The organism is Gallibacterium sp. ZY190522, from assembly GCF_054166015.1.
In genome coordinates this window covers 1,177,072-1,202,058 of record NZ_CM135118.1, presented here as the reverse complement: position 1 = coordinate 1,202,058, position 24,987 = coordinate 1,177,072, and the positions used below count along the sequence as shown (strand labels likewise).

20 protein-coding genes are annotated in these 24,987 nt (G+C 39.7%); 10 read left to right on the top strand and 10 right to left on the bottom strand.

Annotation, left to right across the window (positions count from 1 at the left end; translation table 11 throughout):
• Window positions 1–28: 28 nt before the first annotated feature.
• Together ACXPAV_RS05865 and ACXPAV_RS05860 are read left to right on the top strand one after the other, a co-directional pair.
• Window positions 29–289 (top strand): type II toxin-antitoxin system TacA family antitoxin, encoded by a 261-nt coding sequence (locus ACXPAV_RS05865; protein ID WP_021462499.1) that lies wholly within the window; start codon window positions 29–31, stop codon window positions 287–289.
• Window positions 290–291: 2 nt separating this feature from the next.
• Window positions 292–759, top strand: coding sequence for a GNAT family N-acetyltransferase (locus ACXPAV_RS05860; RefSeq protein ID WP_018345767.1), 468 nt, complete (start codon window positions 292–294; stop codon window positions 757–759).
• Window positions 760–859: 100 nt separating this feature from the next.
• Here ACXPAV_RS05860 and ACXPAV_RS05855 read toward each other — a convergent pair whose 3' ends face one another.
• From ACXPAV_RS05855 to serB, 6 genes are all read right to left on the bottom strand, one after another.
• The gene (locus ACXPAV_RS05855; RefSeq protein WP_039135860.1) at window positions 860–1,213 is read right to left on the bottom strand and encodes a type II toxin-antitoxin system PemK/MazF family toxin; all 354 of its coding nucleotides are present in this window, start codon (window positions 1,211–1,213) and stop codon (window positions 860–862) included.
• The gene (locus ACXPAV_RS05850; protein WP_018345762.1) at window positions 1,213–1,479 is read right to left on the bottom strand and encodes an AbrB/MazE/SpoVT family DNA-binding domain-containing protein; all 267 of its coding nucleotides are present in this window, start codon (window positions 1,477–1,479) and stop codon (window positions 1,213–1,215) included. The genes ACXPAV_RS05855 and ACXPAV_RS05850 overlap by 1 nt, the downstream gene beginning before the upstream one ends.
• Before the next feature lie 204 nt (window positions 1,480–1,683).
• Window positions 1,684–3,699 (bottom strand): NAD-dependent DNA ligase LigA, encoded by a 2,016-nt coding sequence (ligA, locus tag ACXPAV_RS05845; RefSeq protein ID WP_458004337.1) that lies wholly within the window; start codon window positions 3,697–3,699, stop codon window positions 1,684–1,686.
• An 84-nt stretch (window positions 3,700–3,783) separates the two neighbouring features.
• Window positions 3,784–3,948, bottom strand: a complete 165-nt coding sequence (locus ACXPAV_RS05840) for a DUF5363 family protein (protein WP_167333068.1) — start codon at window positions 3,946–3,948, stop codon at window positions 3,784–3,786.
• Window positions 3,949–3,969: 21 nt separating this feature from the next.
• Complete coding sequence (locus ACXPAV_RS05835) at window positions 3,970–4,461, bottom strand: YajQ family cyclic di-GMP-binding protein (protein ID WP_018345759.1); 492 nt, start codon at window positions 4,459–4,461, stop codon at window positions 3,970–3,972.
• A 12-nt stretch (window positions 4,462–4,473) separates the two neighbouring features.
• Window positions 4,474–5,400: a phosphoserine phosphatase gene (gene serB / locus ACXPAV_RS05830; protein ID WP_458004336.1), complete on the bottom strand. Its 927-nt coding sequence runs from the start codon at window positions 5,398–5,400 to the stop codon at window positions 4,474–4,476.
• Window positions 5,401–5,488: 88 nt separating this feature from the next.
• Here serB and ACXPAV_RS05825 point away from each other — a divergent pair, with 88 nt between their 5' ends.
• Window positions 5,489–6,157 carry a YtjB family periplasmic protein gene (locus ACXPAV_RS05825; RefSeq protein WP_039171195.1) on the top strand — a complete coding sequence of 223 codons (669 nt, stop codon included), beginning with the start codon at window positions 5,489–5,491 and terminating at the stop codon, window positions 6,155–6,157.
• Window positions 6,158–6,237: 80 nt separating this feature from the next.
• Here the strand turns inward: ACXPAV_RS05825 and lptG are convergent, their stop codons facing one another.
• Window positions 6,238–7,308 (bottom strand): LPS export ABC transporter permease LptG, encoded by a 1,071-nt coding sequence (lptG, locus tag ACXPAV_RS05820; protein ID WP_458004335.1) that lies wholly within the window; start codon window positions 7,306–7,308, stop codon window positions 6,238–6,240.
• A gap of 3 nt (window positions 7,309–7,311) precedes the next feature.
• Window positions 7,312–8,403, bottom strand: coding sequence for an LPS export ABC transporter permease LptF (lptF, locus tag ACXPAV_RS05815; RefSeq protein WP_039135853.1), 1,092 nt, complete (start codon window positions 8,401–8,403; stop codon window positions 7,312–7,314).
• Between the two features lie 179 nt (window positions 8,404–8,582).
• Between lptF and pepA the strand changes: the two genes are divergently transcribed.
• Window positions 8,583–10,091 (top strand): leucyl aminopeptidase, encoded by a 1,509-nt coding sequence (pepA, locus tag ACXPAV_RS05810; RefSeq protein WP_458004334.1) that lies wholly within the window; start codon window positions 8,583–8,585, stop codon window positions 10,089–10,091.
• Window positions 10,092–10,165: 74 nt separating this feature from the next.
• Here pepA and msrB read toward each other — a convergent pair whose 3' ends face one another.
• Together msrB and rimO are read right to left on the bottom strand one after the other, a co-directional pair.
• Entirely contained in the window at window positions 10,166–11,128 is a 963-nt protein-coding gene (gene msrB, locus ACXPAV_RS05805; protein WP_458004333.1) for a peptide-methionine (R)-S-oxide reductase MsrB, read from the bottom strand.
• A gap of 120 nt (window positions 11,129–11,248) precedes the next feature.
• Window positions 11,249–12,586, bottom strand: a complete 1,338-nt coding sequence (gene rimO / locus ACXPAV_RS05800) for a 30S ribosomal protein S12 methylthiotransferase RimO (protein ID WP_458004332.1) — start codon at window positions 12,584–12,586, stop codon at window positions 11,249–11,251.
• 371 nt (window positions 12,587–12,957) lie between these two features.
• Between rimO and aceE the strand changes: the two genes are divergently transcribed.
• The 6 genes from aceE to bioA all read left to right on the top strand — a co-directional run bounded on the left by aceE (window position 12,958) and on the right by bioA (window position 24,985).
• Window positions 12,958–15,621 (top strand): pyruvate dehydrogenase (acetyl-transferring), homodimeric type, encoded by a 2,664-nt coding sequence (aceE, locus tag ACXPAV_RS05795; RefSeq protein WP_458004331.1) that lies wholly within the window; start codon window positions 12,958–12,960, stop codon window positions 15,619–15,621.
• Between the two features lie 31 nt (window positions 15,622–15,652).
• The gene (gene aceF / locus ACXPAV_RS05790) at window positions 15,653–17,539 is read left to right on the top strand and encodes a pyruvate dehydrogenase complex dihydrolipoyllysine-residue acetyltransferase (protein ID WP_458004330.1); all 1,887 of its coding nucleotides are present in this window, start codon (window positions 15,653–15,655) and stop codon (window positions 17,537–17,539) included.
• Between the two features lie 96 nt (window positions 17,540–17,635).
• Window positions 17,636–19,060: a dihydrolipoyl dehydrogenase gene (lpdA, locus tag ACXPAV_RS05785; protein ID WP_458004329.1), complete on the top strand. Its 1,425-nt coding sequence runs from the start codon at window positions 17,636–17,638 to the stop codon at window positions 19,058–19,060.
• A 167-nt stretch (window positions 19,061–19,227) separates the two neighbouring features.
• Window positions 19,228–21,630 (top strand): endopeptidase La, encoded by a 2,403-nt coding sequence (lon, locus tag ACXPAV_RS05780; RefSeq protein WP_458004397.1) that lies wholly within the window; start codon window positions 19,228–19,230, stop codon window positions 21,628–21,630.
• 112 nt (window positions 21,631–21,742) lie between these two features.
• Window positions 21,743–23,608, top strand: coding sequence for a peptidylprolyl isomerase (gene ppiD, locus ACXPAV_RS05775; RefSeq protein ID WP_458004328.1), 1,866 nt, complete (start codon window positions 21,743–21,745; stop codon window positions 23,606–23,608).
• Window positions 23,609–23,689: 81 nt separating this feature from the next.
• Window positions 23,690–24,985 (top strand): adenosylmethionine--8-amino-7-oxononanoate transaminase, encoded by a 1,296-nt coding sequence (gene bioA / locus ACXPAV_RS05770; RefSeq protein ID WP_458004327.1) that lies wholly within the window; start codon window positions 23,690–23,692, stop codon window positions 24,983–24,985.
• Window positions 24,986–24,987: the final 2 nt, after the last annotated feature.

The window sequence follows — 24,987 nt, the reverse complement described above, 5'->3', positions numbered from 1 at the left end:
TGTGTATTAGTAGATAATGGAGAGAATTATGCGTACTGCAGCGATTAACTTACGAGCCGAACCCAGTCAGCGTGATTTAATTGATTATGCTGCGTCTTTGCTTGGTAAAACGCGGTCCGATTTTATGCTGGATGCCGCCTGTATCTATGCTCAAAATGTGATTTTAGATAGAACAGTATTCCAATTAAATGATGAAAAATTTAATCGTTTTATTGAGATACTGGAGCAACCTCATTCAACAAATGCCGGTCTAGAAAAATTAATGAATATTAAATCACCGTGGGAGTAAAAATGTATTCCGCGCCTGAATTATTGAAGTCCCATCATCATTTGAGCTTGTTCGATTGCGGTGAAGAGGTGCTAAATTTGTGGCTTAAGCGTAATGCCTTGAAAAATCAGCAAAATCAAGCAAGTAGAACATTTGTGATTTGCAACGAAAATGTTGTTGTCGGTTTTTATGCTTTAGCCGCAGGATCAGTAACGCATCAGTTTGTATCCGGCGCATTAAAACGTAATATGCCCGAACCGATTCCCGTTATTGTGTTAGGCAGACTCGCCATAGACGTGAAATATCAAGGGCAAAAATTAGGTGCTGCTTTGCTTAAAGATGCGGTATTACGAGCAAAAATTGTAGCAGAACAAGTCGGCGTGAAAGCCTTGTTGGTACACGCACTTAACGATAATGCAAGGCGATTTTATTTAAATTATGGGTTTCAACCCTCTCCTATTGATGACAGATTATTAATGTTGAAATTGTGATGAGTTCAAAAGATAGCCCTCTTTTCACAGAGGGCTAAGATTTTTTAGCGATTATCTCTTGGTCGGGCATCGGACAGTATTGACTGTTTGTCGTTAAAAATTAATCTCTTAAAATTGCTTCAACAATATCTTGTACTTCAGACAAAATATAATTAGGTACAGATTCAACTTTTTGGGCATTTCTGCCTCTAAAATCGATTATTCTGGCTTGGTATGCAACAATAACTCCTTGTGTTTTACAACCGGTTCCACTTAGGGTGACGGCAAAACCGTTATCTCTGGCAAGTGCGGCATTTCCTTGTGTAATAGGCGCAATCATCATAAAGCCTAAATTATGAAACGTTTTATCGCTTAATACTAATGCTGGGCGTCTTTCACCTTGCAACTCTTTGCCAACCACTGGGTTTAAGCAAACTGTGATGATATCGCCTCTTTTTATTGCAGATTTTGCCATTAAATTTCGCTTCCTGTCGGTTGTAGATCATCCCATTCTTTGATGGTAGGTAACTCTTTAGATGCAGTCATTGCGATGCGTTCGTTTAATGTTAATCTTTTTGTTGTTTTTTTATGAGGCACAACGACTACTCTAAGTGTATTATCATCAATTTGTTCTAATTCTAAAAAATCACCCATATCAAGGTTCATAGAATGAGTAAGCTCTTTTGGTAGGCGAATGGCTTTACTATTTCCCCATTGTTTTATTTGTAATCTCATATTCATCAGATATCTTCCTATGTTCGTTGGTTGATGTATCATTTAGTGATACGTTATTGTGTCATTTTTTAATCTGATGTCAATCATCTGCGGATGTTTATTGGGTTTTTAGCAAATCAGTACCGATTGAAAATGTGATGAACTAAAAAGGCGCGTTTAATCCCAGATAACATAGCCCTCTTTCAGAGAGCTATGATGATGCAGTGAAAGTTAATCTTGCGGAATTAAGTCTAAAAATTGCTGTTCAGTTAAGATTTTTATGCCCAAACTTTCCGCTTTCTGCAATTTTGAACCGGCGTTATCACCGGCAATAACAAAATCGGTTTTGCTGGAAACACTGCCAGTAACTTTACAGCCTAACTGCAATAACAACGCTTTCGCCTGATCGCGCGTCATTTGTGTTAATGTGCCGGTAAGTACTACGGTTTTTTCTTTAAGTGGATTATCAGAAATTTCTTTGATAGCGACATCATCCCAAGTTACTCCCTGTTCAATCAATTTTTCTACTACGTTGCGGTTATGTTCTTCTTGCCAGAACAGAATAATGCGGTTGGCGACCACTTCACCGATATCTTGCACCTGCTGTAACTGTTCAAATGTGGCGTTTTTAATGTTTTCCAAAGTATGAAAATGGTTAGCCAAATTGCGTGCAGTTGCTTCTCCAACTTCACGGATACCCAACGCAAAAAGGAAACGGGCAAGGGTAGTTTTTTTCGCTTTTTCGATACTGGCAAGCGCTTTTTCTGCTGATTTTGCCCCCATACGCTCTAACCCCATCAAGGTTTCTTTGCTTAAGGTGAAGAGATCAGCAGGTGTATGTAGATATTCACGATCTACCAATTGTTCGATTAATTTATCGCCGACACCGTCAATATCCATTGCTTTGCGTGAAACGAAATGTTTTAAGCCCTCTTTCCGTTGTGCTTCGCATACCAATCCACCGGTACAACGGGCAACTGCTTCGCCGTCAATACGTACAATTGCTGAATCACAAACCGGACAGCGAGTCGGGAAAATTATCGGTTTAGCATCTGGTGGACGGCGATTGTGAACCACACCGATAATTTGCGGAATCACATCACCGGCACGGCGGATAATAACGGTATCGCCGATTGCAATATCTAAACGAGCAATTTCATCTCCGTTGTGCAGTGTTGCATTGCTGACAGTTACACCGGCAACATAAACAGGTTCAAGTTTCGCTACCGGTGTGATCGCTCCAGTGCGTCCTACCTGAAATTCAACATCATTTAGGATAGTTAATTCTTCTTGTGCCGGAAATTTATAGGCAATCGCCCAACGTGGTGCGCGAGAAATAAAACCAAGTTGCTCTTGTAATGCGATACTATTCACTTTTAGCACGGTTCCATCAATATCGTAACCAAGTTGGCTACGTTTTTCAGCAATAGAATGGTAGAAACTTAAAACTTCTTGTGTGCCGTTACAAAGACGGATTTCTTTATTAACCGGAATACCGATGCTTTTCAGCCATTGTAAACGATCATAATGAGTATTCGGTAATTCAATGCCTTCTGCAATGCCGATACCGTAAGCATTCAACATTAACGGACGATGATAAGTGACTTGCGGATCGAGTTGTCGTAGTGAACCGGCAGCAGCATTACGCGGATTGGCAAAGGTTTTTTCGCCGTGTTCTAGTGCGTGATTGTTTAAACGTTCAAAACCGTCGTGAGGCATAAAGACTTCACCACGCACTTCTAAACGAGCTGGCGGTGTAGCGGTGCGTAGTTGTAGTGGAATGTTGCGAATAGTGCGGATATTGGCGGTAATATCTTCACCGGTAACACCATCGCCACGTGTTGCCGCTTGCGTTAATTTTCCGTTAACATAAAGAATGCTGACTGCCAAGCCGTCTAATTTTGGTTCACAGCAGAATGTGAATGGATCAGGCAATACACCGAGTCGATCTTCAATGCGGTGAATAAATGCAAAAAACTCTTCGTCTGAGAATGCGTTATCAAGTGATAACATTGGTAATTCGTGACGAATTTGTTGAAAACCGTTTGCCGGTTTTGCTCCAACACGTTGTGTCGGGGAGTCGTCCGTGATCAATTCGGGATGTTCAGCTTCTAGACGTTTTAATTGGTTCATCATTCGATCATATTCTGCATCCGGAATTATCGGATTGTCGAGAACGTGATATTGATATTCGTGGTAACGAAGATCATTTCTTAGTTGTTCAATCTGTTGTTGAAGGGTGTTCATAATGTGCATTACTGTAAAATTTGAAATAAAAAAGTTAATCGGTAACAACCGATTAACTGTAATGAATTAAGTGTGAGTGATTAATTAACTGGCTTTTTTCTCTGCCGGTTTTTCCGTTTCCGGATCTTGTTTATAGATAGGAACACAACTTCGGCAAGCACCTTGATCAATGCCAAGTTCACGACAGAAATCATCATATTTTTTTAACCATTGTTTAAAAATACTCGGTTTCTTTTCACTTTGTGGCATAGTGTTCCTCCTTATTCAGCGTTAATCGCGGAAGTTATTAAATTGGAAAGGTTGTCCCAATTCAGCAGATTTGACTAATTGAATTACACTTTGTAAATCATCACGGGATTTTCCGGTAACACGAATTTTATCACCTTGAATTTGGGTTTGAACTTTTAATTTGGAATCTTTGATCATTTTGCTGATTTTCTTCGCAAGATCGGTTTCAATTCCCTGTTTAACTTTAATCTCTTTGGAGTAGGTTTTGCCGCTATGCTCATAATTTTCCGGAATTTCCAATGCGCTCGGCTCAATATTCCGTTTTTGCATCGCATTACGCAAAATATCAATTAATTGTTCTACTTGGAAATCGGATTCGGTGGCAACCTTGATGGTTTCATTTTTTTCATTTAATTCAATCGAAGCACTGACATTGCGGAAATCCCAGCGATTGCTTAAATCACGATTGGCATTATCCACCGCATTTTTAACTTCGTGCATAGTAATTTCTGAAACAATATCAAAAGAAGGCATCTTATTTCCTCATTATTTTTGTTGTTGAAAATTATATTGTTGTTGGTTGGCACTCAAAATGCACAACAACGCAGTTAAGTCTGCGAAGTTTACCATAGTTTGCGCCTGTTGTTGCACTTTCGGTTTGGCGTGATAAGCAACGCCGAGTGCCGCAGTCTGCATCATTAATAGGTCGTTTGCACCGTCACCGATGGCGATGGTTTGGTTCGGCTCAATTTGGTATTGTTGCGTTAATTGACGCAATACATTGGCTTTATATTGGGCATCCACGATTTCGCCGTCTACTTCGCCGGTTAAAATGCCGTTTTCAATCGCAAAGCGGTTGGCGTGGACGGCAACTAAACCGAATTTTTTTTGCAACACTTCAGCGAAATAGGTAAAACCGCCGGAAGCAATAGCCACTTTCCAACCGAGTTTCTGTAATTCGGAGATTGTCTGCTCTAAACCGGGCATAATCGGTAAATTATTGCGTACTTGATCTAAAATGGTTGCCGGCGCACCTTTTAAGGTGCCTACACGTTTGCGTAAACTCTGTTTGAAATCAAGTTCACCACGCATTGCACTTTCTGTAATTGAGGTAACCATTTCTCCAGTTCCGGCTAATTTTGCCACTTCATCAATACATTCAATTTGAATGGCGGTGGAGTCCATATCCATCACCAGTAAACCGGCTTTTTCAAGCAATGGATAGCCGCTGATCACAAAAAGATCAAAACCGTATTGGTGTGCAAGCTCAATATAATTTTGTGGTTGGTCGTGTTGCATCATTACACAGTGATAATCAAAAATATCCCATTCGGCAAGTAGCGAAATATCGGTAGTTTGGGCGCTGAATTGAGCTAATTTGTTAATATCGAAATTTTGGCAATAGAGTAAAAATTGCTGCTGATCGGCACGATAATTATCCGGTTTATTGATTACGGGAACGAGAGTTTGCATATAAAAAAACCTTTTTTAGAATGAAAAGAAAAGCTACAATCCGCATTTAATCACAAATTGCTCAGAATAGAAATATAAAGGTAATAACTTGCATACAGTAAGAGAGAAGAGTGTCAAAATTTTGCTACTGATCGCTATTTTGCTTGTTAGTGGTTTTACAATTGCGACTATTTTATTTGGCATAAATCAGTTTAAATTCGGTTCGCAATTGGCGAGTATTAATCAGGTGTCTAATTTGTCGCATATTTTGGTAAGACAACAGGCTAATCTATTTTCGTCTTTATTAAATAATAATGTTTCTGTAGAGAAACTGGCGGATCAACTAACGACACTAAGTCGAGAAAAATTTGTGCTAGACGCTTCGGTTTATAGTGGCAATGGTGAGTTGTTGGCTCAAAGTCGCAATGCGCTTAATTTGCGGCAACAGTTAGGTTTAGAAGGGGAAAAATCATTGCAACAGACACAACAGATTGTTGAACCGATTTTTGATGGAAACAGTGTGATTGGCTTTTTACGAGTAACTTTTGATGGGCAATACGGGCAAACTAGCGAGAGTAAGATTAATCAACAGTTTCGCTATTTATATGCTGAAGTGATTGTTATTTTGTTGGTAGGGGCTGTGATTGCCAGCAGTTTTCACCATTTCTTTCGACGTAGAAAAATTAAATTAGTGCCGATGAGAATATTAAGAAAGGTACAAGAAAATCAACAGCGTTCCAAAGCATTTCATCAACAACGCCGGCGTTTTAAGCGATAATGAAAGTGGTAATTAGCGTAACTACAAAAAGTGAGATCGTTATTTTGATCTCACTTTTTGTTTGATTAAACATTGGGGAATTAATGCCGTTTATGAACCATTAACCACCAAATAATGGCTGCAAAGAAGATGCTTGGCGCTAATGCACCGATAAACGGTGGAATATTATAGACTAAACTTAATGGCCCGAAGACTTGATCCAAAACATAAAAAGCAAAACCACAACAGATTCCTGTTACCACACGTACGCCGGAAGTAACACTACGTAATGGGCCGAAAATAAATGACAGTGCCAAAAGCATCATAACGCTGATAGAAATTGGTTGTAATAATTTTCGCCAATAGGTGAGTTCAAACGTTTTCGTATCTTGTCCGGTATTTTTTAAGAATTGGATATAGTCTGATAACCCTGTAATTGATAGCATACTAGGTCTTAATGACACCATCCCTAATTTATCTGGAGTAATGCTAGTTTCCCAAACTTTATTTAGATATTTTTGGTTAGTGATATGATCACCGTTTAGCTCCGATTCTGAAATTTGATTAAAACGCCATTCGTTATTTGCATAAGTTGCCCGATTGGCTTGACTCATTTTTTGTAAATTACGATGTTGATCAAATTGATAGATATAAATGCCGTTTAACTGATTTTCTTTTGGAATATGTTGAATATAAACAAAACTGTTACCATCTTTCGCCCATACTGAACCTTTAACCGAAAGCAGTGAGCCACCAGTAAGCGATTTATAACGCATTTCTCTTGCAAACTGCTCCGTCTGTGGGATTCCCCATTCACCCAATGCCATATTAAGAATAATCAATGGAATAGCAACTTTCATAACCGATAAGCCGATTTGAAAACGTGAAAAACCGGAAGCTTGCATTACGACTAGCTCACTGTTTGAAGCTAAAGAGCCTAAACCGATTAACGCTCCTAGCAATGCCGCCATTGGGAAAAAAGTTTCAATATCTTTCGGAATAGTGAGCAGGGTGTAGGCGATGGCTTTAGCTGTGTCATAATTTCCTTCGCCGATAGCACGGAACTGTTCAACAAACTTGATAATGGCAGAAAGCCCGACTAATAAAAATAAAACAACAAAAATAGTCGCTAAAATTGTTTTACCGATATAACGATCTAAGGTATTAAACATAGATTAACCTCTTGCTCGTTTAAAAAGTTGGATGAATTTACTCTGGATAATCTCAGAATTGAGGATGATACCTAAGAGTAAAAACAGGATATTGATTAAAATCATCCAATAGTGAGACTCAATTTTTCCATTGATTCCCGCCGTTTTGAGTGAACTTTGCAATAAAAAATAGATTAAATAGAGCAATAATGCAGGTATGATTTTGGCAAAACGACCTTGTCGAGGATTAACCTTGCTCAATGGAATTGCGAGCAACATCATCAATGGCACTGCTAAAAACAGGCTGATGCGCCATTGAAATTCAGCTTTGGCATTAGCGGAATTACTTCTCAATAAAGCATTACTATCTTGCATATCAAGATCGTTTTCTTCTGTTTTTGCCGCATTAAATGCTAGAAATGCCAAGTAATCCTGAAACTGGGTGATACGAAATTCCGGCAGAACTGCACTTCCTTCAAAGCGTTCGCCGTTTTTTAATGTTAATGTTTGGCTACCATCTTCTGCTGTGGAGAAACTTCCCTGTTCGGCAACGATTACAGATGGTTTCACTTTGCCGACCTGTTTAGTTTGGAACAGATAGATATCGGAAAGTTGATTGCCTTTTACTTTATCAACAAACAGCACAAAATTGCCGTTATTGGAGGAGATAAATTGTCCAGGAGTAATCGCAGATGCACTTGGATTAGCTTTTGCATTTTCTACCACTTCTACCTGTTTTTTTAATGCCCACGGTGTGAGATAAAGGGAGTTATAAGCAGCAATTACGGCAGTTACAATAGAAAGAATCAATCCCACTTTTACAAGGGCATTGGGGCCGATGCCACACGCTTGCATCACAGTAATTTCACTTTCGCTGTATAATCTTCCCAAAGTAAGTAAAAGTGCTAAAAATAGGCTAAGTGGCAACATCAGTTGTGCCATTGTCGGCATTCCTAATCCAAGCAGTGGTAAGATGACATCAACAGGAACATTACCATTGACGGCAGAGCCCAAAACGCGGACAAGTTGTTGTGCTAAAAAAATGACGAGTAAAATAAATAAAATAGCCAGTTGGCTTTTTAATGTTTCTTTGATTAGATATTTTGTCAAAATCACGGCAGCTGACCTGTGTTTTCTCTTTATTTTTGCTTGATTTTTTTATAAAAAACGATACTTTAATCAATCGTTCTCACAAGTAGATCTGTTTTCAAGTTTTTTCAAAAACATAAATTCAGGCGCATATAATACCTTGTTTCAGGGCCTAACAACAATAGAAATAATGAAGGAATATCAAGATGGAATTTAGTGTTAAAAACGGCAGTGTTGAAAAACAACGTACTGCATGTTTAGTTGTTGGTGTTTTCGAGCCACGTCGTTTATCGGCATCAGCAGAGCAGTTGGATAATATCAGTAAAGGTTATATTAGTGCATTATTGAGACGTGGTGATATTGAAGGAAAAGTTGGTCAGACTTTGTTATTACATCACGTTCCTAATATTCCGGCAGATAGAATTTTATTGGTTGGTTGCGGTAAAGAACGTGAATTGGATGAAAGACAATATAAACAGATTATTCAAAAAATGGTAAAAGTTTTGAATGAAACTGGTTCAATGGAAGCTATATGTTATTTGACAGGTTTGCACATTAAGGGGCGTAATGTTTATTGGAATGTACGTTTGGCGGTGGAAGCAGCTCAGGAATCATTATATAGCTTTACTCAATTTAAGCGGGTGAAAACGGAAATTAGACGTGAATTACGTAAAATAGTATTCAATGTTCCGATGCGCCGTGAATTACCGCTTGCTGAGTCTGCAATTCAACACGCAATGGCGATCAGTAACGGCATTAAAGAAACGAAAGACCTAGCCAATATGCCACCAAATATTTGCACGCCTCGTTATTTAGCTGATAAATCGATTGAATTAGCACAGGCTTATGACACTCTAAATAGCCACGTTGTTGATGAGCAGCAGATGGAAAAATTGGGAATGAAATCCTATTTGGCAGTTTCACAAGGATCGCGTAATGAAGCGTTTATGTCGATCATTGAATTTAAAAATAATCCTGATCCTGATGCAAAACCAATCGTTTTTGTCGGAAAAGGGCTAACTTTCGATTCTGGCGGTATTTCATTGAAGCCGGGTGCTGGTATGGATGAGATGAAATATGATATGTGCGGTGCAGCAACCGTTTATGGCGTGATGAAAGCTGTTGCTGAATTAAATTTGCCGTTAAATGTGATTGGCGTGTTGGCAGGCTGTGAAAACTTGCCGGGTGGTAATGCATATCGTCCAGGTGATATTTTGACCACAATGTCCGGTTTAACCGTAGAAGTGTTGAATACCGATGCCGAAGGGCGTTTAGTGCTTTGTGATGCGTTAACTTATGTTGAGCGTTTTGAACCGGACGTGGTGATTGATATTGCAACATTGACCGGCGCTTGTGTGGTGGCATTAGCGGGAGTCAATAGTGGATTGTTTTCACCGTTAAATAATCTTGCCAATGAGTTGCAAAATGCGGCGGAGCAGTCTAATGACAAAGCTTGGCGTTTGCCGATGAATGATGAGTATAATGATTTATTGAAATCTAATTTTGCGGACTTAGCAAATGTCGGTGGGCGTTGGGGTGGTGCTATTACCGCTGCTTGTTTCTTAGCGAATTTTACTAAAAAATATAATTGGGCGCATTTGGATATTGCAGGTACAGCGTGGAAACAAGGTGCGGACAAAGGGGCGACCGGTCGTCCGGTTTCATTATTGGTGCAGTTCTTATTGAATCGTGCCAATGTTAAATTTGATATTTAATATCAGAGATAACTTCAAATAAAAAGCGGTGTGGAGGCTTAAGATCCACACCGCTTTGTTATTTTAAGCGGTTGTTATTTAATCCGTTTTTGCAGGTAGCCATAGCCATTTTGTACCAACTCCGCAAAAGGAATAAAACGTAAAGCCGCACTGTTGATGCAGTAACGCAAGCCACCGGTTTCGAGAGGACCATCTTCAAAAACGTGTCCTAAATGTGCATTGGCAATGCGAGAACGCACTTCGGTACGGATCATTCCGTGGTTGGTATCACGCTGATATGTAACCACATCGGATGAAATCGGTTTGCTGAAACTTGGCCAACCACATTGTGACGGAAATTTATCAGAAGAGGCAAAAAGTGGCTCGCCACTGATTATATCGACATATAAACCTTTTTCAAAAAAATCCCAGTAACGATTTGAAAAAGGGTGTTCGGTGGCATTTTGCTGTGTAACAGCAAATGATTCTTTACTTAAATTTTGTTCGATTTCTGCTAAAGTAGGTTTGTGGTATTTATTGGCATCAATAATGACATTATCCGCTTTTTTCAGATCAATATGACAGTAGCCACTCGGATTTTTCTCTAAATAGTGTTGGTGATACTCTTCGGCAGGATAGTAGTTTTGTAACGGTTGCACCTCAACTAACAAAGGTTGTTGCCATTTTTGCTGTTCGCGTGCCATTGCCGCATCAATAATCGGTTTTTGATGCGCATCAGTATAATAAATGCCGGTGCGATACTGCACGCCGCGATCATTTCCTTGACGGTTTAAACTGGTCGGATCGATAACGCGGAAATAGTACTCAAGCAATGTGGCCAAATTGATTTGAGCAGTATCATAACAGACTTTGACTGTTTCAGCGTGTCCACTACCATTACAAACTTGCTGATAGCTTGGATTTTCACTGTTACCATTGGCATAACCTGATTCGGCATTCAAGACACCGCCAATAGCGGCAAAGTAGGCTTCTAATCCCCAAAAACAGCCACCGGCAAGATAAATTTCGCTGGTTAGGATTTTGTTTTGTTCTGTCATTTATACCTCACAAAATTAAAGCAATTTGTACTTAGCGAGCAACACATTAGGCATTGATTTTATTATTTGGCAGTAGAATAGGGAGAACTTCTCCCCACTGCAACAACAGTTAAATAACGGTTAGATGGTTGCCCATAAATCGTATTCATCGGCATTATGAATGGTAGCCATCACTATATCGCCAATCTTGACTTGTTGTTTACTGACATTATCAATATAAACGACACCGTCAATTTCAGGTGCATCTGCCATTGAACGCCCGATAATACCTTCTTCATCAATTTCATCGATCATTACAGGCAAGGTTTTACCGATTTTTTGTTGTAAGCGTTGGGCGGAAATTTGTTGCTGTAATTGCATAAACCGGTGGAAGCGTTCTTCTTTCACCTCTTCCGGCACTTGTTCTGCCATTTCTGTGGCTACCGCACCTTCAACCGGGCTGAATTTGAAACAGCCGACACGATCCAGTTGTGCTTCTTGAATAAAATCTAATAACATTTGGAAATCTTCTTCAGTTTCACCTGGAAAACCGACAATAAATGTTGATCGTAATGTCAGTTGCGGACAGATTTCACGCCACTGTTTAATGCGTTCCAATGTGCGTTCGATTGAACCCGGACGTTTCATTGCTTTTAGAATTTTCGGACTGGCGTGTTGTAACGGAATATCTAAATAAGGCAAAATTTTGCCTTGTGCCATCAAAGGAATCAGCTTATCAACGTGCGGATAAGGGTAAACATAATGTAGACGCACCCAAACGCCTAATGTTCCAAGCTGTTCGCAAAGCGTAATTAAATCATTTTTAATCGGCATCCCATTCCAGAAAACGGTTTTGCTTTTTTGTTCTTTTTGATTTTTATCCAATGCGTAAGCGGAAGTATCTTGAGAAACGATCAACAACTCTTTAACGCCGGCATCAACAAGCCGTTTGGCTTCATCTAAAATGGTATTAATTGGTCTGCTATCAAGATCGCCACGCATAGATGGAATAATACAGAAAGTACAGCGATGATCGCAGCCTTCCGAAATTTTAACGTAAGCATAGTGTTTAGGCGTTAATTTTACCCCTTGTTTCGGTACAACATTGATATAAGGGTTATATTCCGGTTTCGGTGCATATTTGTGGACGTGTGTCATCACCGCTTCATAACTGTGTGGGCCAGTAATTTCAAGCACTTTAGGATGTACTTCTCTAATTTGATTTTCTTTAGCACCTAAACAACCGGTAACGATAACTTTGCCGTTTTCTTCCAAGGCTTCGCCAATAGCTTCTAATGATTCTTGAACAGCACTGTCGATAAAACCGCAGGTATTGACTATCACTAAATCGGCATTGTCATAACTTGGTACAATGTTATAACCCTCTGCTCGTAGCTCGGTTAAAATACGTTCGGAATCCACTAAATTTTTAGGGCAACCAAGGCTCAAAAAGCCAATATTTGGAGTTGTTATTGTCATAATTTTGTTATCTATTTTGTAATGGAATTTTAGTAGGTGGCGAATTGTACAGAATTTGTCGATAGAAAGCGAATTTTTATCAGAGCAATTAGAAGTAACACTTTGTTCTAAATAGGTAATCCTTTGTGGTTACGTCCCAAAATGGATGGTAAAAAAATAGACAAAATCAGCTGGTTTTGCTATGGTAAGACAAATTTTTTCTATCTTTATTTCAAAAAATCTAATAAAATTTCTAAAATTAGTTAATAAATTGTGAAGCTCCGAAAGCAACGCAAATGTTAATTAACAACTTTTTCAGCTGGGTGATGCATAGTTGGCAGTTTTGTGCGTCACACATTTTTTTAACCACAATAAGATAAAAGGAATAGCCCATGTCGGATATGGTAAAAAATGACGTGGATCCGATTGAAACCAACGATTGGATGTTGGCAATCGATTCAGTAATTCGTGAAGAAGGTGTTGAAAGAGCGCAATATATCATTGAACAACTCATTCAACGTGCAAGAGCTAATGACGTTTCACTTCCTACTGGAATGACAACAGACTATATTAATACCATTCCAGTTAGTGAAGAACCTAATTATCCGGGTAATTTAGATCTTGAACGTCGCATTCGCAGTGTAATTCGTTGGAATGCGATTATGGCAGTATTACGTGCCTCTAAAAAGGATCTTGAATTAGGCGGACATATGGCATCATTCCAATCCTCCGCAACATTATATGAAGTTTGTTTCAACCACTTCTTTAAAGCTCGTAACGAAAAAAATGGTGGTGATTTAGTGTTCTTCCAAGGACATATTGCACCGGGAATTTATGCACGTGCATTTGTTGAAGGGCGTTTGACCGAAGAACAAATGGATAATTTCCGTCAAGAAGTTCACGGAAAAGGTATTCCTTCTTATCCTCATCCTCGCTTATTACCGGAATTTTGGCAATTCCCTACTGTTTCTATGGGGCTAGGTCCATTAAATGCAATTTATCAAGCACGTTTCTTAAAATATTTACAAAATCGTGGCTTGAAAGATACTTCAGATCAAACTGTTTATGCATTTCTTGGTGACGGTGAAATGGATGAAGTTGAATCACGCGGTGCGATTGCATTTGCTGCACGTGAAAAATTGGATAACTTAATCTTTGTTATCAACTGTAACTTGCAACGTTTGGATGGCCCGGTAACTGGTAACGGTAAAATTATCCAAGAATTGGAAAGCAACTTTAAGGGTGCTGGTTGGGAAGTAATTAAAGTGATTTGGGGACGTCGTTGGGATCGTTTATTGCAGAAAGACACCTCCGGCAAATTGCTTCAATTGATGATGGAAGTGGTTGATGGCGATTATCAAAACTTCAAATCTAAAGATGGTGCTTATGTTCGTGAACACTTCTTTGGGCGTTATCCAGAAACGGCGGAATTAGTTAAAGATATGACAGATGATGAAATCTGGGCATTGAACCGTGGTGGTCACGATCCGATTAAAGTATTTGCTGCATTCAATAAAGCGAAACAAGTTAAAGGCAAACCGGTTGTTATCCTTGTTAAAACGATCAAAGGTTATGGTATGGGGGATGCAGCGGAAGGTAAAAACATCGCTCACCAAGTTAAGAAAATGGATCTTTCCGGCGTTAAACACGTTCGTGATCAATTTAATGTGCCTGTTTCCGATGCGGATCTTGAAAAACTTCCATATGTGACTTTCGCTGAAGGTTCAGATGAGTACAAATATCTTCACGAACGCCGTCAAGCATTACAAGGCTATTTACCGACTCGTTTACCACGTTTTACTCAAGAATTTAAAGTGCCTGGAATTGAAGAGTTTTCTCAATTATTTGAAGCTCAAGCACGTCCTATTTCAACCACAATGGCATTTGTACGTACATTAAATATATTGTTGAAAGATAAATCTATTGGTAAACATATCGTTCCAATCGTAGCCGATGAAGCGCGTACTTTCGGTATGGAAGGTTTATTCCGTCAAATCGGTATCTACAATCCACACGGTCAGCACTATGTTCCACAAGATCGTGAACAGGTTGCATATTATCGTGAAGCGATTGATGGACAAGTCTTACAGGAAGGTATCAATGAACAGGGTGCAACTGCATCTTGGTTAGCAGCAGCGACTTCATATAGCACTAACGATTTACCGATGATTCCATTCTTCGTTTATTACTCAATGTTTGGTTTCCAACGTGTTGGTGATTTAATGTGGTTGGCAGGAGACCAACGTGCGCGTGGCTTTATGATTGGTGGTACATCTGGTCGTACAACCTTGAATGGTGAAGGTTTACAACACGAAGACGGACATAGTCACATTCAATCATTAACCATTCCAAGTTGTGTTTCTTATGACCCTGCATTTGCATTTGAAGTACCAGTTATTATCCAAGACGGTGTACGCCGTATGTATGGCCCGGATCAAGAAGATGTTTATTACTATATCACTACACTAAACGAAACCTATGATCAACCGGCAATGCCGAAAGGTGCGGAAGAGGGTATTCGTAAAGGTATCTATAAATTTGAAACCGTAACCGGTCAAGGTAAAGGTAAGGTTCAGTTACTAGGTTCAGGTGCCATTCTTCGTCACGTACGCGAGGCAGCACAATTATTGGCAAATGACTTTGGTGTATCTTCAGATGTTTATAGCGTAACTTCCTTTACTGAGTTAGCAAGAGAAGGTAACGAAATTGAACGTTACAACACGTTGCATCCGGAAGAAGAAGCAAAAGTGCCATATATTGCTAAAGTTATGAATGATGCGCCGGCAATTGCGGCAACCGACTATATGCGTTTATTTGCTGATCAGGTTCGTGCGTATGTTCCGGCAAGCAGCTATTTGGTGTTAGGTACTGATGGTTTCGGCCGTTCAGACAGCCGTGAAAATTTACGTTCACACTTTGAAGTTGATGCACATCACGTTGCAGTGGCGGCATTATCTCAATTAGTGAAAGCCGGCACTTTAGATAAGCAAGTGTTGGTTGAAGCCATTAAGAAATATGGTATTGATACTGATAAAGCGTATTCTTTACACGCATAATGAACTGTAACAATCACAAAGGATATAAATTATGTCAAAACAAATTGCTATTCCAGATATCGGTGGTGATGAAGTTACTGTAACAGAAGTTATGGTTAAAGTTGGTGACACCATTGATGTTGATCAAAGTGTGATCAATGTTGAAGGCGATAAAGCCTCAATGGAAGTACCAGCACCGGAAGCAGGTGTGGTAAAAGAAGTATTGGTAAAAGTGGGTGATAAAGTTTCTACCGGTACTCCTATGTTGGTATTAGAAGCAGCGGGTGCGTCAGCACCTGCTCCTGCAGCGGAAGCAGTGCCATCTCCAGCGGCAGCACCGACTGCAGCAGCTTCTGTTGTTGATGTTCAGGTTCCGGATATCGGCGGAGATGAAGTTAACGTTACTGAAATTATGGTTGCAGTAGGCGATACTGTTAGCGAAGAACAGTCATTAATCACCGTTGAAGGCGATAAAGCTTCAATGGAGGTGCCTGCGCCATTTGCTGGTGTGGTAAAAGAAATTTTAGTTAAATCAGGTGACAAAGTTTCTACCGGTTCATTGATTATGCGTTTTGAAGTTGCTGGTGCGGCAGCTGCAGCAGCACCTTCTCCTGTAGCGGAAGCGACTCAGGTGGTAGCGCCTGCGGTTAGTGGAGGTGTTCAGGACGTTCACGTTCCGGATATTGGCGGAGATGAAGTGAATGTGACCGAAATTATGGTAGCAGTAGGTGACAGCGTTGCTGAAGAACAATCATTAATTACGGTTGAGGGTGATAAGGCTTCAATGGAAGTGCCTGCTCCTTTTGCCGGTGTAGTAAAAGAAATTTTAATTAAATCAGGAGATAAGGTTTCTACCGGCTCATTAATTATGCGCTTTGAAGTGGCTGGTGCAGCGCCGGCGACAGCTCCAGCACAACAACCTGCAACAGCGCCTGCTCCTCAAGCGACAGCACCAGCGCCTGCTCCAGCAGCTTCTAATGAAGATGTGACTAAGAGCACAAGTTTCGCTCACGCAACTCCGGTTGTTCGTCGTTTAGCGCGTGAATTTGGTGTGAACCTTGATAAAGTGAAAGGTACAGGTCGTAAAGGTCGTATCTTAAAAGAAGACGTTCAAGCTTATGTTAAAGCGGCTATTAAAGCGGTTGAAAGTGGCTCTGTTTCTACATCGGCTGCTGGAGGTAATGTCGGATCAGGTTTAGGATTGTTGCCGTGGCCGAAAGTTGATTTCAGCAAATTCGGTGAAACTGAAGAAGTTGAATTGGGACGCATTAAGAAAATTTCAGGAGCTAACTTACACCGTAACTGGGTAATGATCCCTCACGTAACACAATGGGATAAAGCAGATATTACTGAGCTAGAAAAATTTAGAAAAGAGCAAAATGTATTAGCTGAAAAACAGAAACTTGATGTTAAAATTACTCCGCTTGTCTTTATTATGAAAGCGGTAGCAAAAGCGTTGGAAGCTTATCCAAACTTCAATAGTTCAATTACTGAAGATGCACAACGTCTGATCTTGAAGAAATACATCAATATCGGCGTGGCGGTAGATACACCAAATGGGTTGGTTGTACCAGTATTTAAAGATGTTAATAAGAAAGGTGTTATTGAACTTTCTCGTGAATTGGCAACAATGTCAAAGAAAGCGCGTGCAGGTAAATTAACAGCTTCAGATATGCAAGGCGGATGCTTTACTATCTCAAGTTTAGGTGGTATCGGTGGTACTCACTTTACCCCTATCGTTAATGCACCAGAAGTGGCAATTTTAGGGGTTTCTCGTTCAGAGATGACACCGGTGTGGAATGGTAAAGAATTTACACCACGTTTGATGTTGCCATTGTCATTGTCTTACGATCACCGAGTGATTGATGGGGCGGACGGTGCACGCTTTATTACCTATATTAGTGGTGTGTTGTCGGATTTACGCCGCTTAGTCATGTAGTAATGGAAACGAAAGCCTGAGTTGATCAGGCTTTTGTTATAATTAATTTAATTGCCGTCCTAACATTTTGTTAGAGAAAAAATCAAGAGGCTTAACATGAATAAAGAAATTAAAACACAAGTAGTTGTTTTAGGTGCTGGTCCTGCAGGATATTCAGCGGCATTCCGTTGTGCAGATTTAGGGTTGGAAACCGTTATTATTGAACGTTTTTCAACTCTTGGTGGGGTATGCTTAAACGTAGGTTGTATTCCGTCTAAAGCATTATTGCACGTTGCTAAAGTGATTGAAGAAGCTAAATCTTTAGCTGAGCACGGTATTGTTTTCGGTGAACCAAAAACCGATATTGAAAAAATTCGTGGTTGGAAAGAGAAAGTTATCAGTCAATTAACCGGTGGTTTAGCTAGTATGGCAAAAATGCGTAAAGTTCAAATCGTAAACGGTTATGGAAAATTTGCCAGTGCAAACAGCATTATTGTTGCCGGAGAAGAAGGCGAAACTAAAATTACATTTGATAACGCAATCATTGCTGCGGGCTCTCGTCCAATTCAATTGCCGTTTATTCCACACGATGATCCGCGCGTTTGGGATTCAACAGATGCATTAAAACTTAAAGAAGTACCTGAAAAATTATTGATTATGGGTGGTGGTATTATTGGTCTTGAAATGGGAACTGTTTACCACGCACTAGGTTCACAAATTGATGTTGTGGAAATGTTTGATCAGGTTATTCCGGCAGCTGATAAAGATGTGGTTAAAATCTTTACTAAACGTATTGAGAAAAAATTCAACCTTTTATTAGAAACTAAAGTAACTGCGGTAGAAGCAAAAGAAGACGGTATTTATGTTTCTATGGAAGGAAAAGGCGCAAATGAAACTCGTCGTTATGATGCCGTGTTAGTTGCTATCGGTCGTACACCGAACGGTAAATTAATCGATGCACAAGTGGCAGGTGTTGAAGTGGATGAACGTGGCTTTATTCGTACCGATAAACAGATGCGTACTAACGTTCCTCATATCTTTGCAATTGGTGATATTGTTGGTCAACCAATGTTGGCTCACAAAGGTGTTCACGAAGGTCACGTGGCGGCAGAAGTGATTGCCGGACAAAAACACTATTTTGATCCGAAAGTGATCCCATCTATTGCTTATACTGAACCTGAAGTGGCTTGGGTTGGTAAAACAGAAAAAGAATGTAAAGCCGAAGGCATTTCTTATGAAGTGGCAACTTTCCCTTGGGCTGCATCAGGTCGTGCGATTGCTTCAGACTGCTCGGATGGTATGACAAAACTTATTTTCGATAAGAATACACACCGTGTAATTGGTGGGGCAATTGTTGGAACTAACGGGGGTGAATTATTAGGTGAAATCGGTCTTGCAATTGAAATGGGTTGTGATGCGGAAGATTTGGCATTAACAATTCACGCTCACCCTACATTACACGAATCTGTCGGTTTAGCGGCAGAAGTATTTGAAGGTACAGTAACTGATTTACCGAACGCAAAAGCGAAAAAGAAAAAATAATTTGTTAAGAACTCATTAAGTTTATACTACAATCTAAAATCTGCACATTGACCAAAAGTTGAGGTGCAGATTTTTTACTTATTTAGATGAAAAAGACCTATTACCCTTGATATCAAAAAAAGTTCCCCCATATACCTCAAACTATAGAAATAGACAAGAGAACTATAATTATGAGCAAAGAGTTACCACAAAAACAGATTCCTGTCTTACCGTTACGGGATGTTGTCGTGTTTCCACATATCGTAATGCCGCTATATGTAGGAAGAACAAAGTCTATCCGTAGTCTTGATGAAGCGATGGATAGTGGCAAAGATATTTTATTAGTGACTCAAAAAGAAGCTAATTTGGAAGAGCCGACTGCAAAAGATATTTACCAAATAGGAACAGTTGCTACTATTATTCAATTGTTGAAATTGCCGGATGGCACAGTAAAGGTACTTGTCGAAGGAAAATCAAGAGCGAAAGTGCTTTCATTTGAGAGTGAGGAATATTATTCTGCCGAGATAAGTGAAATCACTGAGATTGTAGATAATGATGTTGAGTTGGATGTTATTCAGACGACAGTTTTAACTGAATTGGATAAATTTGCACATCAACAACATAATAAAGTTAAACCTGAAGTATTAACCGCATTGAAAGATATTCACGATCCGAAAAAACTGGTTGATACTTTAGCAGGCAATATACCATTCTCATTAGAGAAAAAGCAGACATTATTGGAACAAGATAATGTCTTTGCTCGCTTTGAAATGTTACTAGGGTTAATTCAAGCGGAAATGGAAATCAGTAGCTTGGATAAAAAAATTCGTGATCGTGTGAAAAAACAGATGGAAAAAAATCAACGCGATTATTATTTGAATGAACAGATTAAAGCAATACAAAAAGAGCTTGGTGAAGTAGAAACTGTTGAAAATGAAGTACAACAATTAAAGAAAAAAATTGCTGATGCAAAAATGCCTAAAGAGGTTCAAGAAAAGGCGGAATCGGAATTACAAAAATTAAAAATGATGTCGCCGATGTCAGCGGAAGCCACTGTGGTTCGTACTTATATTGATTGGATGGTACAAGTACCGTGGCATAAACGCACTAAGGTGAAAAAAGATCTAAAACAGGCGGAAGAAATTTTAAATAATGATCATTATGGATTGGAACGTGTTAAAGAACGCATTCTAGAATATTTAGCGGTACAAACTCGTACCAATCAGATTCGTGGACCAATTTTATGTTTGGTAGGGCCTCCGGGGGTTGGTAAAACTTCATTGGGGCAATCTATTGCTCAAGCTACCGGTCGTAAATATGTGAGAATGGCGTTAGGTGGCGTGCGTGATGAAGCTGAAATTCGTGGTCATCGTCGAACTTATATTGGTGCTTTGCCGGGTAAACTTATCCAAAATATGGCGAAAGTGGGTGTGAAAAACCCATTATTCTTGTTGGATGAAATTGATAAATTGGGTGCGGATATGCGTGGCGATCCGGCATCAGCGTTATTGGAGGTGTTAGATCCGGAACAGAACAACACATTCAGTGATCATTATCTTGAGGTAGATTATGATCTTTCCGATGTGATGTTTGTTGCCACTTCCAACTCAATGAATATACCGGGACCGTTACTTGATCGTATGGAAGTCATTCGTCTTTCTGGTTATACCGAGGATGAAAAACTGAACATTGCAATGCGTCATTTGTTGAACAAACAGATGGAACGTAATGGTTTGAAAGCAAAAGAGTTAATCGTTAAAGAAGAAGCAATTTTAGATATTATCCGTTATTACACACGTGAAGCGGGTGTGCGTAATTTAGAACGAGAAATTTCTAAAATCTGCCGTAAAGCAGTGAAGAATTTATTATTGGATAAATCCTTGAAACAAGTTGTTGTTGATAGTAGTAATCTACACGATTATCTTGGCGTCAGACGTTTTGAATACGGCAAAGCAGATAATCAAAACCGTGTTGGAGAAGTTACTGGTTTGGCGTGGACAGAAGTTGGAGGTGATTTATTAACTATTGAAGCGGCTTCAGTGTCAGGCAAAGGTAAATTAAATTACACTGGTTCTTTGGGTGATGTAATGAAAGAATCCATTCAGGCAGCAATGACGGTAGTTCGTGCTAGAGCTGAACAGTTGGGTATTAATGCGGATTTCTATGAAAAACGAGATATTCATATTCACGTTCCTGAAGGAGCAACCCCGAAAGATGGCCCAAGTGCAGGGATAGCAATGTGTACCGCTTTGGTTTCTTGCTTAACCGGTAATCCTGTGCGTGCCGATGTGGCAATGACAGGTGAAATTACTTTGCGTGGTAAAGTGTTGCCAATCGGTGGCTTAAAAGAGAAATTATTGGCAGCACACCGTGGAGGTATTAAGCGCGTCTTAATTCCGAAAGATAATGTCAAAGATCTTGAAGAAATTCCGGAAAATGCGAAATCTGCATTGGATATTCGTCCGGTTGAAACTATTGATGAAGTTTTGGCATTGGCACTGGAAAAACCGCCGGTCGGGATTGAGGTAGTGAAAAATTTAGCCACCCCGAAAAAACGTAGTAGTAAAAATATGACATCAACTGTCAATTAATCAGCAAAAAGCCGGTCAAAATAAGATGACCGGCTTTTTAATAGATGCAGCCAACCCAACTTTTCTATATAATTTTGTCCATTATTGTTTTTATTATAAGGAAGCTCTCATTATGATGGAGAAACTGCGTGGCTATACACATAGTATGGTCTGGAAAGTATTAATGTCGGTCATTGCCATTTCATTTGTGTTGAGTGGTGTTGCCGGTTATTTAATTTCCCGCCAAAACACCTCGGCGGCAACCGTAAATGGTGTTGAAATTTCCCAACGTCTTTTCCAACAACAATATCAAAGCCAATATCAACAGCTGGCGATGCAGATGGGGGATAAATTTGCTGCAGTGGCGGATTCTGCCGAATTTACCAACGGTTTACGTCATTCTGTATTGGATCGTTTAATTGATGATGAATTATTACGCCAATACAGCAAAGAGTTGGGATTAGGTGTCGGTGATGAAGCGATTAAGCAGGCGATCGTAATGAATCCAGTATTCCAAAAAGATGGTCAATTCGATAACGCAGTTTATCAACAATTGTTAGCTAATAATAATCTTACTCCGGATCAATATGCGGAAATTGTGCGTCAGGATTTAGTTTTATCACAATTAATGGGATCTTTATTGGCAAGTGATTTCTTAACTGAAGCACAACAACAGCAATTTGTGAAATTATTCTTTCAGAAAAGAAATGTGCGTTTAGCAACTTTCCCAGTAGCGGATTTAGCGGCTAAACAGACCATTTCAGATCAGGAAATTGAGAAATATTACAATGAGCATAAGGCTGCTTTTGCCACACCTGAGTTAGTAAAAGTACAATATATTGATGTTAATAAAGATAATTTGGCGAAAGAGCTGAAAGTGAGTGATGTTGAAGTTGCTCAATATTATCAAGACAATAAATCTCAATTTATGGGACAGGCAAAACAGCATATTGCTCATATTCAAGTAAATACACAGGCGGAAGCGGATGATATTTACAACAAATTGCAACAGGGTGCAGATTTTGCTGAGTTAGCGAAAAAATATTCTATTGACCGTTTAACAGCGGTTAATGGTGGTGATTTAAGTTGGGTGGTTGCAGGACAATTACCGAAAGCCTTTGAGACTGTGGCTGATAACACAGCAGTAGGAGCTTATAGCAAACCAACCAAAGTGGATGATAAATATCACATTATTAAAGTGTTGGCTCGTAATAAAGCTACAGTATTACCGCTAGAAGAGGTTAAAAGTCGTATTACTGATCTTGTGCGTCAGGATCTAGCAGAACGTAAATATTTTAGTGTTGAAAAAGCGGTCGCAGATAAAGCATTTGAAGATCAAAGTGGTTTGGTTAATGCTGCCAAAGAGGGCAATTTAACAGTTGAAGAGACAAGTTATTTTGCACGTGATAATGTACCGGCTGCTTTAAATTTTAGCAATGTGATTACTGAAATGTTCAGCCCAGAACTTGTTCAGGGAGGTATGAACTCACAAATGATTAGCGTTGGTGAAAACCACAGTATCATTTTCCGAGTTGTAGATCATAAAGCGGCAGGCACTAAATCTTTAGCTGAAGCAAAAATGCAAATTACAACATTATTACAGCGAGAGAAAGCAGAAAATATTGAATTAGATCGTGTGAAGTCGTTGGTAACTAAATTACAATCCGGTGATAATAGTGCGATAGAATTTAAACAAAATCTGACAACAATTTATGCGGAAAGCAAAAATCCGGCATTGGATAAACAGATTTTTGCAATGCCGTTACCGGTAGATGGTAAACCAAGTTATCACGTTGGCATAGATCAAAATGGTGATATTGTAGCGATTGCTTTGGATAAAGTTGAAGATGGTCAATTATCAGCTGAACAACAAAAAGTATTTATTTCGCAATTGATGCAGTTCCGTGTAAATGATTTGCAAGCAACACTATTGAAAGCATTGCGTGAGAAAGCAAAGATTGAAATTAATCAGGAAATGTTAGATCAGCTACAAGAATAAATTATGGCTGATTGAATGATTAAAGCAAAAATAGCGCCTCATTAGGGTTTCCTCGTGAGGCGATATTTTTAGGAGAGCAGAATGGATTTACAGCAACTTATTTCTCTTGATAGTGAACATATTTGGCATCCTTATACGTCTATGCTTGAACCGGCAGCAGTGTATCCGGTGGAACGGGCAGACGGTGTCATTATTACGTTAAAAGATGGGCGTAAATTGATTGACGGAATGTCTTCGTGGTGGGCGGCGTTGCACGGATATAATCATCCGGAGCTGAATCAGGCGGTGCAACAACAAATCAGTAAAATGAGCCATATTATGTTTGGCGGTTTTACTCATGAACCGGCGGTAGAATTGGCACAAACACTGCTTTCTATTTTGCCGCCATCACTGGATAAGATTTTCTTTGCTGATAGCGGTTCGGTGGCTGTTGAAGTGGCAATGAAAATGGCAATTCAATATCAACAGGCGAAAGGTGAAAGTAATCGTTATCAGTTTGCTACCATTCGTTCTGGTTATCACGGCGATACTTGGCACGCAATGTCAGTTTGCGATCCGGTTACCGGAATGCATTCACTTTTCAGTAAAAGTTTGCCGATTCAATATTTCTTGCCGCAGCCACCGATAAAGTTTGATCAGGCGTGGCAGGAGCAAGCCATTTTACCGCTACAGGATTTGTTGGAAAAACATCATCAAACCATTGCCGGTTTGATTCTTGAGCCGATTGTGCAAGGTGCGGGTGGAATGTATTTTTATTCCCCTGTTTATTTACAGAAAGCTAAAGCATTATGCGAACAGTATGGTGTTTTGCTTATTTTTGATGAAATTGCAACCGGTTTCGGACGAACCGGGAAATTATTTGCCTATCAGCACGCTAATGTGATTCCGGATATTATCTGTATTGGTAAGGCGTTAACCGGCGGTTATATGACCTTGTCGGCAACGATCACTTCCAAACAGGTGGCAGAAACCATCTGTGCCGGTGAGGCAAAATGTTTTATGCACGGCCCAACTTTTATGGGAAATCCATTAGCTTGTGCGGTGGCAAATGCCTCAATTAAATTATTATTACAGAGTGATTGGCAGGCACGGATACAACGAATCGAACAGCAATTAAAACAGGGCTTGGCGGAAGCGACACAATGGGATTGTGTGCAGGAAGTAAGAGTGTTGGGCGCAATCGGGGTGATTGAAATGAAACAAGCGGTGAATATAGCAACCTTACAGCCTAAATTCGTTGAGCAAGGGGTTTGGTTGCGTCCATTCGGTAAACTGGTTTATGTGATGCCGCCGTTTATTATTAGTGAAACTGAACTGGCGCAATTAATTTCAGGGTTATTGTCAGCCTTAAAAGCAGAGTATCAAATCGAAGAATAGTT